Below are 16,082 nucleotides of genomic sequence, written 5' to 3' on the forward strand. Positions count from 1 at the left end.
TTTTCTTATGAACTTCGCTTGTTTCTCAAAGCGGGTGCAAATATACAACCAGCTTTTAAAATAACAAAACTTTTTTTTACTTTTTTTTCGAAACTTTCCTGAAACAAAAAAGAAACAAATCTATGAACAAAATTCAAACTCTAATCATTACAATGAACTCTAAAAACATCCCTGTTTTTGCGGCCGCAAACATACAACCTATTTTCATCACAACAAGAATCTTTTTGAACTTTTTTAAAAAAAATCTCTAGCGAAATAAATAACTCAATCTAACTATGAACTTACAAAAAAACTAACCCGTTTTTTGCGGCTGCAAACATACAAACCTTTTTTATTCTAACAACAAAAAAATAATTTTTTTTTTAGAATCTTTCTTAGCTAAATCTTCTCTCAATGAACGTAACAAAACAATACCCCGTTTTGCGGGTGCAAACATACAAACCTTTATCATTACAACAACAAAAAATGTTAAGTATTTTTTAATATTTATATAACACTCTATTAACCCTATTGTTACAAATGAAAAAATATTATTACAACTCAATTTAAACCCTTAGAAAAACTATTACCCTAACATTTTCTCTATGAAAACAACAATAGATTTACTAATTGGAGTATTGCTCTTATCTGCATAATGGTTATAAGGAACCAAAACATTGGTTTCCGGAAAGTATGAAGCTATGTTTCCTTGTGGTATATTATAAGGAACTACTAAGAAATTACAGGCTTTTCTTTCTTTATCATCATATAAGCTTATCATATTAATGACATCAAACTTTTTTAGCTCACGTTTATTCATATCCTGAACATTCATTAAAACAATGCGTCGCTCATTATAAATCCCACGATAACGATCATCTAAACCATAAATCGTTGTATTAAATTGATCGTGCGAACGAATTGTCATTAACAATAACTGATCTTTTTTTAAAGTATGCTCCGGTAAATCGCAACAACTAAATTGTGCTTTGCCTTCTGGAAGTTTACTAAAATCTAAATCTCTTACATTATTAGGTAAATAAAAACCTGAACCTTTTGATCTAACATTTACATCATCGAACCCTTTGATTACTTTTGCTATTTTTTTTCGAATCGATTCATAATTTTCGCTAAGTTGTTTCCATTCCACAGGATGTCCTTCGTTAAAATATGCATTCGCAATTCCGCCTATTATTTCTGGCTCACTAACTAGATTGTCCGAAGCAGGTTCTAGCATCCCTTTAGATTGGTGCACTTTCCCCATACTATTTTCTACAGTAAAATGTCTTGGTTGCCCATCTTTTTTATCCAATTCTGAGCGCCCTAAAGTTGGCAGTATTAAACTTGTCTTACCTGCAACTAAGTGAGTTCTATTTAACTTCGTACTAATATTGACTGTTAGCTCACAATTCTGTAGTGCTTCTGCCGTAAATTCTGTATCAGATGCTGCAGACAGAAAATTACCTCCAAGAGCTATAAAGACTTTTGCTTTACCTTTATTCATAGCTTCTATCGCATGCACTGTATCTAAGCCTTCTTTATCCGGAGGCGTAAAACCAAAAGTTTTTTTAATCGATTCATTAAGTGCTGGCGAAACATGATGCATAATCCCGACAGTTCGATCTCCTTGCACATTACTATGCCCTCTAACTGGGCAGGTTCCTGAGCCTGGTTTACCTAAGCTTCCTTTAAGCAATAATAGGTTAACACATTCCTTTATATTATTTACACCATTTTTATGTTGAGTCAGCCCCATCGCCCAACAAATAATAATCTTACTTCTTGTTGCTAATAATTGAACGACCTCATCAATTAAAGACTCTTCTACCCCACACAATTCTATTAATTCTTTTTCAGAATATTTTTCCAGATCTTTTAGTAACTCATCATATCCTTTCGTATAGGTTGTGATAAATTGGTGATCAAACACATCTTTATTATCTTGATCTAAAGTTGCCATTTTTTTTTGAATCACCTTTAACAAGGAAACATCCTGATTTATTTTCACCTGAAGATGTATATCTGTTAATGAGGTTCCTGAAGCGAATACTCCTTTAACCTCTTGAGGATTTTTAAATCTTATCAACCCTGCTTCTTCTAAAGGATTGATGCTTATAATCTTCCCTCCATTCTCTTTGCACTTTTGCAAGGCAGACAACATTCTAGGGTGATTCGTTCCTGGATTTTGACCGATTACCATTACTATTTCTGCCTGATCAAAATCTTCTAGTTTCACAGAACCTTTTCCTATTCCTAAAGTTTCGTTTAATGCAACTCCACTAGATTCGTGACACATATTAGAACAATCTGGCATATTATTAGTCCCAAAAGCCCTTACGAACAAGCCGTATAAAAAAGCCGCTTCATTACTAGATCTTCCAGAAGTATAAAAGATCCCTTCATCTGGAGTATTTAATTCTTTTAATTTCTCTGCCACTAATTCATATGCTTGCTCCCATGATATTGGCTCGTAATGAATGCTATCCTGCTTTAAAATCATTGGTTCTATTAACCTTCCACTTTTCCCAATTTGATAATCAGACCAATTAGAGAGCTCTTCTACGGAGTATTTAGCAAAAAAGTCTCTATCCACTTTTTTATTTGTTGCTTCTTCTGCAAGTGCTTTTGCTCCATTTTCGCAATATTCTCCAAGTTTTGATGGTTTCTCGGGATCCGGCCAAGCACAACCAGGGCAATCAAACCCATCTTTTTGATTCATTTGAAAAAGACCATTTACAGATTTCACAACACCCATTTCTTTGAACGTATGCTTAAGTGCTACTTTTACTGCAGGAAGTCCAGCGGCGTATTCTGCCGGTTCCTTTAGCTTGATTCCTGTAAAATTTTTAGGGCCTAAAACGGATATATTTCGCTTCTTTGTAGTACTCATAATATGCTTGCTATAAAAAGAAAGTGATCAATATCAAAGATACGTCTTACTATTTATTTACTACAAGACTCATTAAGGATATTAATTACCGCAATACACTAAAATGAATCGCACCAGGGATAGTAGTGAAAATCCCGCATCCGCTAAAAGCGGAGAGGAATTGTAACGTATAGCTCGCTCAGGTGCCCTAATTATAAAAAGAAATTCCAAACCAAGCCAAATCGGATCACCGCATCACGAGGCGCATATCCTGGAGCAGAAAACTCATTGTTCTGACTAAATGCTTCTCCAAAGTTTTCAACTTTAAAATAGATACGGGTTTGTCTAATTTTGGCATTAAAAAAGATATCAAACTGAGGAAACCCTCCAAAAGTCTGTGTTGTATCCCCAGCCTCATCTGTCTTATCGACGTCATCAAAATAATCTATTTCTTCTGGATTTTGCACATAAAATTCTGACAATACGGGATCATACCCGTCTGCATCATACTCAGAATAATACTTAAAGGTAACACCTGCCTGCAAAAACAATGCTTTCTTAAACCAATGATCTTGGTAATACACACTATTTCTAGTTACAATATCTGGGACGTTATACACCTCATATTCTCTAGCAACACCTTCGTTATCAAAAGTACTAGTTGCTCCATTAACATTTTGATACACTATGGTATTATCCAAGCCCAACCAACCAAAATTCAATGTTTGTGTTAGTTTAAACTTTAAAAGATTTATACTTCCACCAAATTGTTCCGGAACAGTTAAGGAATCCGCATTTTTTGTAAAAAATGTATAATTATCAGTAGTAGTGTAACTAGCTTCTAAATTGGCGAAATTCTTTACCTTAATATTTGCCTGAATCTTTTGTGTTTCTATGTTTTTGAAGTTTTTTTCCGGATCGGTATTATTATAATTCTGCCAATTATACCCTACATAATCACTTTGATACAATAAAAAATTATAGTTTGGCGCTGTAGATTTTGTACTAATACCTAATTGCAATCCATAATCTTTAAGTTGATATCCAGCGGAAGCATTTATGTAATTACCATCAAAATCACCTGATACGATAGACATACCGTTAGCTGCTAATTGAAACCCTTTGTAGTTCTTTTGATATGCAGCTCCGACAGAATAAACATTTCCTTTAATCCTATTAGTGATAGTAGTATTAGCATCATCATCTAGACTAACTATTGTATTATATCCATAATTGTAATCAGAAGTTCCTACATTCATTCTTAGTTTACCTAACCAGTCATTATTGACATCTAGAAACAACTGATTACTAAAATCTTCAAGCGCCACTTTATCAAATAAAGCTCCTGAGACTTCATAAGATTCGCCAAAAAGGTCACTAGCTAAGTCTTGATCAAACTGGAATGACTTATCTGTTATGTCTAAGATATGGCCAATAGAGATATCTGTAACACTACTATCTGTTTTCTTAATAATTGAATATCCATGATTGAGATAAAATCTTTTACCAAGTAATATATTTTCTGCGTTTTCAAAATTAACTTCAATCGCTCCTCTATCAGCAAAATCCGCTGGTTCATTAAACTCTTCTGTATTATTGAGATATTGGTTCAATCCTACTGCAGACAAACCTCCGTTTTCTTCATTTAATAAATCTTGCGAAACAAAATGTGTTTTTATTCTATATCGATCATTTTTAGTTTTATAGTTAGCCGTAGCTCTAAAATTACCTGTACTTGTTAATGCGTGTTGATATTTACCTAAAGATCGATTCCCTTTATATGCTATAGAGAGATTCAGTCTCGGAGAAGTGTTTGCCGTAAAAAATGCATCCAGCTGCTGTCCCTGTTCAAAAGTTGTCTTGAAATATATCTCAGTAAGTGGTGTAGGAACATTATAATACTTGATGTCTTCTACTTCCAAGAAGTTAAAATGTCTTGCTCTGGCACCGAAAAGTGGTAATAAATGATCTTCCTCTTCAACTTTAATAAGACTATTATAAGTTTGTCCCACATTATTTATGGGCTGCAATCCAAAATCATCTCGTCTTAGATAATTAAAATTATAATCTCTTTGGATAGTTAATGTAGTATCTACAAATGTGGTGTCATTTTTTAGATCTATGATCCTATAATCAGTGATAGGCGGTTTACTCTTAGCCTTTTTAGAACGCGCACTTCTATTCTTAGAAAAATCCGGTCTTTCTTTATTTGTTGTTATACCGCCACCAATCTCTTCTTCATTTCCTTCCTGAGCAAATGCTAGTGATCCAATAAGAAGTATAATTATAAATACTAAATTCTTTTTCATCTATATAATAAACTGTTGGCAAAAATATACTTTTTTAACGAAAGTTAATGGTATGAATTGCCCGTTTTAGCACTAACTCCAATTACACCTTAAATTTACAATTGACATAAGTTTTTTTCTTGATTCTCAAAAATAGTTTTCTGATGTTCTGTTCATACATTATCTTCGTAGCATGCTCGAATTAAAATTAAAACCTGATCTCATCGAATGTGGCACTGATGAGGCTGGTCGCGGTTGTCTGGCAGGTCCTGTAACCGCTGCAGCAATCATACTTCCCGATGACTTTAGCAATGACATCTTAAACGACTCTAAACAACTTAGCGAAGCGAAAAGAAAAACATTGCGACCACTATTAGAAGACTGTTGTATTACCTATGGTGTTACACATATTTCCATGGAAGAGATTGATAAAATCAATATTTTGAACGCATCTATACTAGGGATGCAACAATCTATAGCACAATTAAAACCTCAGCCTGAGCACATATCTGTAGACGGAAACAGGTTTAAACCATATCATAATATACCTTACACCTGCGTTATTAGGGGAGATGGTAAATATATGAATATTGCAGCTGCATCTGTTTTAGCAAAAACTTATCGTGATGAATACATGGAAAAGATTCACGAAGAATTTCCGATGTATAACTGGAAAAAAAACAAAGGATACCCTACAGCAGAGCACCGAGAGGCTATTAGAACATATGGAATTACTAAATATCATCGCAAAACTTTTAGATTATTGCCGGAACAGCTTACGCTAGAGTTCAAATAATTATCTTTGATGCCCCTCCAAGGCACTTTTGAAAATGATATGCGAAATGAAGAGGCTTTTGAAAAATAATATTGTTCAAAAGTGAGTTATTAAATAATCAATGCTTGCTTTTATAAAAACAAGAATAAAAAGGAAAACAAACACATGAAAAAAATAGTTGTAATTCTAATTTCCACAATTGTTTTAGCTTGTAACACAACTACCGAAAAACCAAATACACTTATTGATTATATTCCAAAGGATGCTCAGATAATATTAAAAATCAATGATCTAGAGCAAACAAGGAATATGCTGAGAGATAATGATTTCTTGAAAACAAATAGTGAAATTGATTTTTTTACGTATTTCAAAAAGCTTCCAATATTAGACCAGATTAACCAATCTAAAGGATTGCTTTGTTTTTCTCCCATTGGTAAAAATGATTTTGAGTATACTTATATTTCAAAATTTGACTCTTCTATTATCAATAAAGATTCTTTGAACCAAAAAACTATTGAAAACATAAGCTATTCGAACAAAACTATTCATAAAGTAGTTTCTGGCGATGATACTTTTTATGCTACAAAACAAGATAGTTTACTGATAGCCTCTTCATCTCAGATATTGATCGAAAACGCAATTAGACAACAAGAAAATAAGATTGCAGTAAGCGAAGATCTCATGAAAGCGTATGATGTTTCTGCTACTAAAAACCCTATATCTGTTTTACTAAATGGAAAACAACTCAAAGCGATTCATAATTCCATATTACCAAATAAAAATTTATCTGAATTATCGAATTTCAGCGGATGGATTTCTGTTGATGCTAAGCTGGATCAAAATGCAATGTATATTGATGGTATTGCTATAGAAAAGGATTCATTATCTACAACCATTGGTATTTTTGACAATACCATTGCTCAAGAAAATAAGATTGCCAAAATAACTCCCATAACGGCTGATGGATTTATTTCCTTTACTTATGATGATTTTTATACCCTGAAAAAGAATTTAGCTTTAGCTCAGGATAGAGAAATAGAAAACATCCCTGACGATCTTGACGAACTGTTATCTGGAGTTTCTGAAATCGGAATGATTTTTATGGAAAATGAAAAGATGCTAACCTTAACGTCTTTAGTTCCCGAAAACACTTTAGAACATTTGGCGGGATCAGCTTCTGGGTCCTATAGAAATATTGACATTTTTAGTTACGAAGAGGCTACTACTTTTTCGGGATTACTGAAACCTTTGATCCCTGAATTCGAAGCTAAATTTTATTTTGTTTATGAAGATCATATTGTATTATCTCCTTCTAAAAATGGTTTACAAACCATTATAGCAAATATCCTTAACAAAACTGTATTACCGGAACAGGCCTACTACTCCAACACCATAGAAAAACTATCGGATGAATCGTCAATACTAATGGTCGGCTCTATAAAACATCTTAAGGGTTATATTGCCGGTAATGTTGAAGAGTCTAAACAAAAACAATGGATCGAAGCTAAAACAAAAGGATATCCAATAGCAGCTTTACAAGTTATAAAAGAAAATAACTTTGCTCATATTCACGGAGTTTTCCAGAAGAATATTAATAAAGGTTCTGCTACCTCAGTAACCCAAACGGCATCTACTTCTTTAGAAAATAAGATATTAAACAGACCTATCCTCTTACAAAATCACAGAACAAAAGGTATGGATGTTGCTGTACAGGATGTGGACAATAATCTCTATCTAATTTCTGACAAAGGAACTATTTTTTGGAAAAAACAAATTAATGGTGACATTATGGGTGATATCCAGCAAATTGACATTTACAAAAATGGAAGACACCAACTCTTATTTAATACAGAAACTACATTATATCTAGTAGATAGAGATGGGAAAGACGTGACTTCTTATCCAAAAAAATTCGAAAAATCAATTACACAGCCGTTGTCGTTATTTGATTATGATAAAAACAAACGTTATCGTGTTCTTATTACACAAGGTAATGAAGTTACCATGTTAGATGCCGAGGGAAAAATTGTTACTGGTTTTGGTTTTAAAGGAACAGAAACCAATCTTATTATGTCACCTAAACACATTCGTATCGGAAGTAAGGATTACATTCTTATAGCCGAAGAAAGTGGAAAACTAAACATCTTAGATCGTTTAGGAAGAACAAGGGTAGATGTAAAACAGCATATAGATTTTTCCACAAATCAATGGGAACAATATCAAAATAAATTTACATCTCTTACTAAAGACGGAAAGCTAATCCAAGTACAATCTGATGGTACCGTATCTTTAGTAGATAAGGAGCTGAATAAAAATAGTTCTTTAGTTGCTACTAATAAAACATTAGTTACTTTCTCTGAAAACAAATTATCTATTAAAGAGAAAAATTTAGAACTTGATTTTGGAGTCTACACGAAGCCTCAGATCTTTTACATCAATAATAAAATCTATGTTGCCATTACAGATGTACAATCTAAAAAAGTATATCTGTATGATAGTAATGCCGAATTATTCCCGAATTTTCCAGTATATGGAAATTCTGTGATCAGTCTTGGCAATATGGATAAAGACCCTAATCTAGAGTTTGCTGTTCAGGGAGAAGAGAATAGCGTTCTAATTTATCAAATAAACTAATACCTATTTAAATTTTATAAAGATTCCATGTTGACTTTTTGATTATGTGTCTCACTAATGTGAAACAACGTAATTAAAATGTCATGAAAACTTTAAAAATTTTATTCTTATTTCTACTCTCATTATTACAATTTTCTTGTGATACTGATGACGATAGTATTCTTACTGGCCCTCCCGCATCAGAATTAACCTTCAATTTAGAAACCAACCAAGATCAAATGGGGGATTTCTTTTGTAATTCTATGGCAGTTTATAATGGAAAAGTTTGGTCTACTGGTGGTGATAATAGTTATACGAATGGCATGGAATACAGCGATGATGTATGGACAAGTGCTGATGGTATTGCTTGGGTATCTGAAGTAGATAATTTAGAACAACAACTTTGTGGACATACCCTTACCGTTTTTGACAACAAACTTTGGCTTATCGGTGGGGAAAACAATTCTGGTGACTGGCAAAATTATATTGGGAATTCTGATGAAATCTCTAGTACAGCTCCCTTTGGAGCGGTAGCCTACCATCAAACAATCGTTTTTAATAACAGAATGTATGTAATTGCTGGTGATCCTATTACAGAAAACACTAAAGTATGGTCTACAGAAGATGGTACGTCTTGGGTAGAAGAAACTGCTAGCGCATTTTCTGGTCGTGTCTGGCATCGAGCTATTGTTTTAAATAATGCTTTGTATGTATTGGGTGGTGAGAATGTTAGTGGTTCTAAACTTAATGAAATCTGGAGAAGCACTAATGGTCGAGACTGGACATTACTTACAAATAATACTTCAATTTTTCCTGGTATTAATGGGCATACCGCCACTGTGTATAATAATAAGGTATGGATTATCGGAGGACGAACCACTACCGATTTATTTACTAATAATATCTACTACTCATCAGATTTAGAAAATTGGATCAAATATGATGGAGCCAATCCTTTAGATCCTTTAGTTGCTCATAGCACTTTATTCTATAACGATGCTCTTTGGGTATTTGGTGGTAGAATCGACGGCGGAGTAACAGGAAAAATATGGAGTATCAAAGAAGACTAATATAACCATTCTACTTTTTAATTAATCTCAAAAAAGAACAATCTAAACATTTTAACCATGAAAACTATCAGTACATTTCTAATGGTATGGATCGTTATGGCTACTCAGGCACAATCGATTGATACGAGTGTTATCTCCAATTCTGGGAGCACTAATAGCAATACATCTCATATAATAACTTTTACTATCGGCGAAACCTTTATTGAAACTATTACCAATTCGGAATCTATTGATCAAGGATTTTGGTCTGGAATTGCGTCTCTAAATGTACTCTCTACAGAAGAGTTCCTGTTTAACAATAGTACAGTTACGATATATCCCAATCCTGTATCGGATTTTTTTACAATTAGGATTCCTGATGTTAACAGCTACACTATTTCTCTATTCAATCTTAACGGTCAAGAAATAATGACTAAAAAACTCAATACTTCACTGTTAGGAAATAGGATTGACATCAGCACATTACCCTATGGAACCTATATCCTAAGGCTTTCGATTCCAGAAAACAACGAAAACAAAATATTTAAAATCATTAAAAAATAACCTCGCTTAATAAATTTTGAAATCATGAAAAAAATAATAACAAATTTTTTAGTATTCAGTGCACTATTACTTTGCACATTATTATCTGCACAAACTGTTCAAAAAAACTTTATTAATTACCAAGGAGTAGCCAGAAGTGCTAGTGGTGATATTCTTGCTGACGAATCAATTAATATACAAATTGCCCTAAAATTTGGAGCAGCAGATATCGCTGCAAGTTATGTAGAAAACCATACAGTTATTACCAATGCTAATGGTGTATTTGGATTATTAATAGGAAATGGAGTTCCTGTTACTGGTGACTTCAACACACTTCAATGGGGTGGTATTGCTTCTTATGTAACCGTATCACTTAATGGAGCAGAAATTGGAACTAATGAATTAATGGCAGTACCGTACGCTATTACATCTGGAGATAACAGATGGTCTGCTAATGGTGATGATATCGAAACCATAAATAGTGGTAATGTAGGAATCGATAGAACTCCTACTGCTAAGTTAGATGTTAATGGAGATTTAAAATTAGAAAACGGAACCTCTGTTAACGAAATCTCTATGGACGGAACCCTTGGCAGCAATAGTGATAATGCCGTTCCTACAGAAAGAGCTATAAAAACCTATGTAGATAACGCTACAGCAGTATCTACACCAGTTGTTTTTAAAGTTAGAGGTAACGGTTTTGCGGTAAAAGATCTAGACGGTGGTACAACTATAGAAACAGATATTTGGGATATCCGAACCTATGATACCAGAAATGCTTTTAATACAACTACTAAGAGATATGTAATACCAGAAAGTGGGTATTATTATTTACAGGCAGTAGTTAGACAATCTAATACGGTGACTAATGCCTTTTTTAGAATTCATTTTAATGTTGATACGGGTATTAATTATAATCAAATCGTGGATGGTGATGATGTAAAAATTAATGTCAGTGGTATCTATTTCCTTAATGCAGGTCAAGAAGTATTTGTGAATATAAGGAACTTTAGTTCTGGAACAGATGTACGAATAGACGGAACAGGTAGTTGGTTCGAAGGATATAAAATAAATTAACCCCCAACCTATTTGATTTGTTTAGTTTTTAGTCAAAAAAGCCGAAGTATTTATGCTTCGGCTTTTTGTTGTATCATTTCTGCTTCAAATAGTTTTGTAAAATGTTTCAGTAATTTTTCTTTTACTTCTGAGACATCTACTTTTTCTACTCCTAATTCTACATTTAATGAAGTGACCGCTTTGTCATTGATTCCACAAGGGATAATATTATCAAAATACCCTAGATCTGCGTTTACATTAAATGCAAAACCATGCATGGTAACCCATCTACTTGCTCTTACTCCCATAGCACAAATTTTACGTGCAAATGGAGTGCCTACATCTAGCCAAACTCCAGTTTCGCCATCGCTTCTCACTCCTTTAATTCCATATTCTGCTAAGGTAAGCACTACCATTTCTTCCAGAAAACGAAGATATTTATGAATATCCGTAAAAAAATTATCCAAATCTAAAATGGGATATCCTACTATTTGTCCAGGACCGTGATAGGTAATATCACCTCCACGATTAATTTTATAAAAAGTAGCTCCTTTTTGTTTCAGTTGCTCTTCATTCAACAATAGATTACTAATATCACCACTTTTTCCTAACGTATATACATGAGGATGTTCTACAAAAATGAAATAGTTCTGTGTCTCTAAGCCTGCATCTTCTCTTCGGTTCTTGATTTTTGTGTCTAAAATTCCTTTAAATAGCATCTCTTGATACTCCCAGGTTTCTTTAAAATCCTTTAGTCCCAGTTCTTGTATTTCTATCTTCTTATTCATCGCTACAAAGATACAAGATTAAAAATTGCCTCTACTTCTGACTATTGAAGTCCTAATACTTTTTTCAAAATAACCTGAGTTCGATTATTAACGTATTAGATTTAAAAACTGTCAATTCGAGTGTCCGCCTCGGGCGGATGTATCGAGAATAGGTTTTAAAATCCAAAGCGCTTGTTTTCGATACAAAATTCTTATCAGAATTTCACTCAAACTGACGCACTTTGGATTAGTCGAACTTAGATTAATATACCTTATTCTGTAAAATATTATCAATTAACATATTGATTTTTAATTCTATATTTGTGACTTCAAAAATTTAAAAGTCTTCAGAATGAAAAGAATACCGTTAATTTTAGTTTGTTTATTCATTACAACACTTGCTTCTGCGCAAAAATTAAAAATCAAAAAAGGAGAAATTTTTATTGACAAAATAAAAGTAGCCCACATAGAAAAAGTAAAAGGAGATGGTTCTAAATATTATCAGATAAGTGATCTTGAAAAAAAACCTCTTTTTAAAGCACAAGAGATGCTACAATCATCTTTACTTTTTGGTTCTGATAAAACATTTCCATTTCGTGCTTATTATGGGGATCAGATAGCGGATACTATTGTTATCAATAAAAAAAATTATTGGTTGTCCGAAAAGCGCGCTATACAATATGCTTTAGAAATTGGAATATTCTCTGCGAATGGTTTTAACCCATCAAAAATTAAAGAAATAGCTTCTCAAACACCTAAAAGACCTACTTGGATCTTGGAAAGATTAGACGAAGAAAAAGAACTATTAACGGGGAAAGGGCATAAAGTACAAAGAGACTTTAACGATACTGATGTTTTTGTAAAGTCATATGCTGCTAAAAATGCAATCAGTCAACTTAATAAAAGTATGGTTAATCAAATGAAATTTGATATTTATCAAGGTAGTAAGGATGGGGATCACATTTTAATTGGTAGTGCTATTTACGAAAACGGAACAGTAAAAGGAGAATACTTATTTGTTTTTAATACTAAAAAAGTGCCTGTAGGCTCTTATAACAAAGCTACTTTTAAGATTTATGACCTTAACGAAGAACAAGGATTGTTAGCTCACGATCTTGGTTCATTAAGCGCAGACAAACGAAAAAATACCGTTCGCGATATGGTCATAAAATTAATTAGAAAAGGAGTATTATAACATTAATAAAAATGAACCTTAAAAGAAAAGCGGTTTACTTTAATAAACCGCTTTCTTTTTATTTCTCTAACTCTACCTCTACATCCAATACAGTAGGGTCTTCCATATACTCTAAAAAACCGACTTCTAATGTAAAGCTTTTTCCGTCTTGACTAAACATCGCTTTTTCAGATGATATTTTTTTTATCTTTTTCGGAAAATGATAATTGATTTTATATTTAGAACTAGCCAAAAACATCTTCATTTGCTCCAAACTATCTAAGCTCATTTTTAGTTTCTCTTCATCTAAAATTTCTGTAACTCTTTTAAACTTATTCTCCGTATAAGAATAGATAACTTTTGTAGGATCTTCTCCATTAGAACTTGTTAATGGACTTCCTGCAGGACTCGCTTTTTTCTGATTACCGATAGTAGAGGCAGTTTTAAAACTATTAAACACATCTCCTAACTCTTCTACTTTTTTGAATTCTGAATATAAATCGAATTTCATTTCTTTGGACTGAGTATTCATCAGCATATGCATCTTGAAGCTCTCCAATTTTTTTAGTTTTTGCTGCTCTTCTGCGGACAACTTAGAGATACTATCTTTTTTCTCCTCCAGGAAGTCTTTAAAAACTAATGTAGAATCAATTATTTCCTCCTTCCCTTCCGTTATTTTATCTCCTCCGATTTGCATGATTTCGGAACCATCAAAATTAAAAGATATTTTTCCACTTCCGTCTTCGTTGATATGTAAATCTTCAGAAAATTGGCATCCTACTAATAGAATTGTTACTAAAAATGTTTGTACTAACAAGGAAACTTTTTTCATACATTTGGTTTTTTTCAATTTCAAAAAATTGATTTAAAAATTATTTATTGGGATTGTTAATGATTACTAATGCTGCTATTACGCCTGGCACCCATCCACACAAGGTTAATAAAAGTACGATTATAATTGATCCGCATCCTTTGTCTAAAACTGCTAGCGGCGGAAAAAAAATCGACAACAAAACTCTCCAAATACTCATAAACAAAAATAAATTAAATAATATAATTATAGGTAGTGTTATATCTCATTATGTTACACCCTATCTTAAAATTATTTTTATCTTGGGATAGTTTCTAAAAAAAAGTTAGACATTATTATATGAAATGGATAAAAACTATTCTATGTATCTCTTTCTTGATTTGTTCTCCTGCACTGTGGAGTCAGTATAAATTTTCTGGTTATGTAGAAAACGATACTAAAGACAATACTATTTATTTATCACTCATAGAAGATTATAGGAAAATGTCTGGCATCTATCCCGAACAAATCATCCAAAAAGTATATCCGGATTCTACAGGGTATTTTGTATTTATAGAGAATAATCTTCCTTCTCAGAATCGAATATATCGGATCCATACTGAAAACTGTTTCGAAGAAGACAAAGAGGCTATTCACTTTAACGGGATTTGCCTAAACAGTAAAGAAATTCTTTTTATTGCGAAAAATGAAGATACAATCTCACTACCTTTTACTATCGAAGAAGAAGTATTTTGCGAAGTAGTTTCTACAAACGAGCGAAGTAACTCCTTTCTTAAGGTGGATTCTATTATAGAGAACATGAGGTATGCTTTTAGTTCTTATAGAAGTGAAGCGAACAGAAAAGTAAATTCTAAAAAATGGTTCAACACCTTGCAAGAATATGGCAAAAACCAAAACGAACCCTTAACAGAATTATATATTTATTCATTTCTATCTAACAAATCCAATAATCTATATACGTATTACTTACAGGATTTAAAACAGAATACCTATTATGATGCCTTACTAGACCGATTAAAGAACAGGTATCCTAACAGTCCATATGTTCAACAATACAATACGGAACTAGCTGCAGATAAATTTTCTGTAGAAATCACCTCCAAAGAAACCTCGTCATACTGGTTATGGATCATAATTTCGTTATTAATTCTATCTGGATTGTTGAATGTCTTTCAATTTCAGAAATTAAGAAAACATAAGAATTCGTATCTACTAACCGAAAAAAAACTCACTCAACAAGAGAGAAAAATATTGGATTTAATTCTACAGGATAAGACCAATAAAGAAATTGCTTCCTTACTCTTTTTGAGTGTAAGCACTATAAAAACACATATTAACAACTTATATAAAAAAATAGATGCAGAAAGCCGTGACGAGTTGAAAACACTATATAAGAATAAATGATTTCTATTATTTTTTTCTAATCAAATATAAATTTCCATCGGGGGTCTAGTCCCTTTTTCCACCTCACTTTCATTGTTTTTTTATTCACATGTCTCGAGTTTTGGTTCATAATCAAAATTCAAAATCATTAATAACTAAAACATTTTAAAGACATGAAAAAAGCAAACACATTTTTAATAGTATCTATGATAGCCTTAGGTTTTATGATTTCTTGTACTCATCAACCTAAAGAGAATAGTGCTGCAACAACAATCGCAATGAAAGCTAATCAGAATTCGGCGACCGAAATCGCAGTTCCTATAATGACTTTTACAGAAACTGAATTTGATTTTGGCACCGTTACCGAAGGAGATATTCTAAAACACACATTCTCTTTTACCAATACAGGTAATGCGCCTCTGGTAATTGTGAATGCCAAAGGAAGTTGTGGTTGTACAGTTTCTGATTGGCCTAAAGAACCTATCGCTCCTGGTGAAACTAAAGAAATGCAAGTTGCTTTTAACACCAATGGTAAGCCCAATGTACAAAACAAGCAAGTAACCATCACCACCAATACAGCTCCTGGAAAACATATTCTAAAAATTAAAGCTATGGTGACTCCTAAGGTTAAAAATGCCGCAAGTGGAGTTCCAATAAGCAAATAAAATTCTAAAAAAAACTTTGCTACTTACCCAACCTGAGTGTTATAAATATGATACAGTTTCAACATTTACAGCACTTAGGTTAAAACAGGTTTTCTTTCTAAAAATTCTTA

Annotated in this window: 13 protein-coding genes; 8 read left to right on the top strand and 5 right to left on the bottom strand. The window is 32.8% G+C overall.

The features are described from left to right. Positions 1-565: 565 nt before the first annotated feature. Positions 566-2,869, bottom strand: coding sequence for an FdhF/YdeP family oxidoreductase (locus tag Q0921_RS19525; RefSeq protein ID WP_299259893.1), 2,304 nt, complete (start codon positions 2,867-2,869; stop codon positions 566-568). Between the two features lie 191 nt (positions 2,870-3,060). Further along, positions 3,061-5,157, bottom strand: coding sequence for a putative porin (locus tag Q0921_RS19530; protein WP_299259895.1), 2,097 nt, complete (start codon positions 5,155-5,157; stop codon positions 3,061-3,063). 172 nt (positions 5,158-5,329) lie between these two features. On the opposite strand from Q0921_RS19530, the gene Q0921_RS19535 reads away from it, so the two are divergent. The 5 genes from Q0921_RS19535 (at position 5,330) to Q0921_RS19555 (ending at position 11,193) form a co-directional block, all read left to right on the top strand. Next, positions 5,330-5,932 carry a ribonuclease HII gene (locus tag Q0921_RS19535; protein WP_299259897.1) on the top strand — a complete coding sequence of 201 codons (603 nt, stop codon included), beginning with the start codon at positions 5,330-5,332 and terminating at the stop codon, positions 5,930-5,932. A gap of 144 nt (positions 5,933-6,076) precedes the next feature. Beyond that, the gene (locus tag Q0921_RS19540) at positions 6,077-8,545 is read left to right on the top strand and encodes a hypothetical protein (RefSeq protein WP_299259899.1); all 2,469 of its coding nucleotides are present in this window, start codon (positions 6,077-6,079) and stop codon (positions 8,543-8,545) included. Between the two features lie 83 nt (positions 8,546-8,628). Then, complete coding sequence (locus Q0921_RS19545; protein ID WP_299259901.1) at positions 8,629-9,594, top strand: hypothetical protein; 966 nt, start codon at positions 8,629-8,631, stop codon at positions 9,592-9,594. 57 nt (positions 9,595-9,651) lie between these two features. Continuing rightward, the gene (locus tag Q0921_RS19550) at positions 9,652-10,137 is read left to right on the top strand and encodes a T9SS type A sorting domain-containing protein (protein WP_299259903.1); all 486 of its coding nucleotides are present in this window, start codon (positions 9,652-9,654) and stop codon (positions 10,135-10,137) included. 24 nt (positions 10,138-10,161) lie between these two features. Beyond that, a complete protein-coding gene (locus Q0921_RS19555; RefSeq protein WP_299259905.1) occupies positions 10,162-11,193 on the top strand; it encodes a hypothetical protein in 1,032 nt (343 codons plus the stop codon). A gap of 50 nt (positions 11,194-11,243) precedes the next feature. On the opposite strand, the gene lipB is transcribed toward Q0921_RS19555, so the two are convergent. Then, entirely contained in the window at positions 11,244-11,960 is a 717-nt protein-coding gene (lipB, locus tag Q0921_RS19560; protein WP_299259907.1) for a lipoyl(octanoyl) transferase LipB, read from the bottom strand. 331 nt (positions 11,961-12,291) lie between these two features. Between lipB and Q0921_RS19565 the strand changes: the two genes are divergently transcribed. After that, positions 12,292-13,134 (top strand): hypothetical protein, encoded by an 843-nt coding sequence (locus Q0921_RS19565; protein WP_299259909.1) that lies wholly within the window; start codon positions 12,292-12,294, stop codon positions 13,132-13,134. A gap of 58 nt (positions 13,135-13,192) precedes the next feature. On the opposite strand, the gene Q0921_RS19570 is transcribed toward Q0921_RS19565, so the two are convergent. Together Q0921_RS19570 and Q0921_RS19575 are read right to left on the bottom strand one after the other, a co-directional pair. Beyond that, positions 13,193-13,945, bottom strand: a complete 753-nt coding sequence (locus Q0921_RS19570; protein WP_299259911.1) for a hypothetical protein — start codon at positions 13,943-13,945, stop codon at positions 13,193-13,195. 40 nt (positions 13,946-13,985) lie between these two features. Further along, positions 13,986-14,144: a YqaE/Pmp3 family membrane protein gene (locus Q0921_RS19575; RefSeq protein ID WP_081415682.1), complete on the bottom strand. Its 159-nt coding sequence runs from the start codon at positions 14,142-14,144 to the stop codon at positions 13,986-13,988. A 119-nt stretch (positions 14,145-14,263) separates the two neighbouring features. On the opposite strand from Q0921_RS19575, the gene Q0921_RS19580 reads away from it, so the two are divergent. Then, positions 14,264-15,328 carry a response regulator transcription factor gene (locus tag Q0921_RS19580; protein ID WP_299259913.1) on the top strand — a complete coding sequence of 355 codons (1,065 nt, stop codon included), beginning with the start codon at positions 14,264-14,266 and terminating at the stop codon, positions 15,326-15,328. Positions 15,329-15,480: 152 nt separating this feature from the next. Then, positions 15,481-15,972, top strand: coding sequence for a DUF1573 domain-containing protein (locus tag Q0921_RS19585; protein WP_299259915.1), 492 nt, complete (start codon positions 15,481-15,483; stop codon positions 15,970-15,972). The last annotated feature ends 110 nt before the right edge of the window (positions 15,973-16,082 follow it).

Origin of the sequence: uncultured Aquimarina sp. (assembly GCF_947496855.1) — a bacterium.
GTDB lineage: Bacteria > Bacteroidota > Bacteroidia > Flavobacteriales > Flavobacteriaceae > Aquimarina.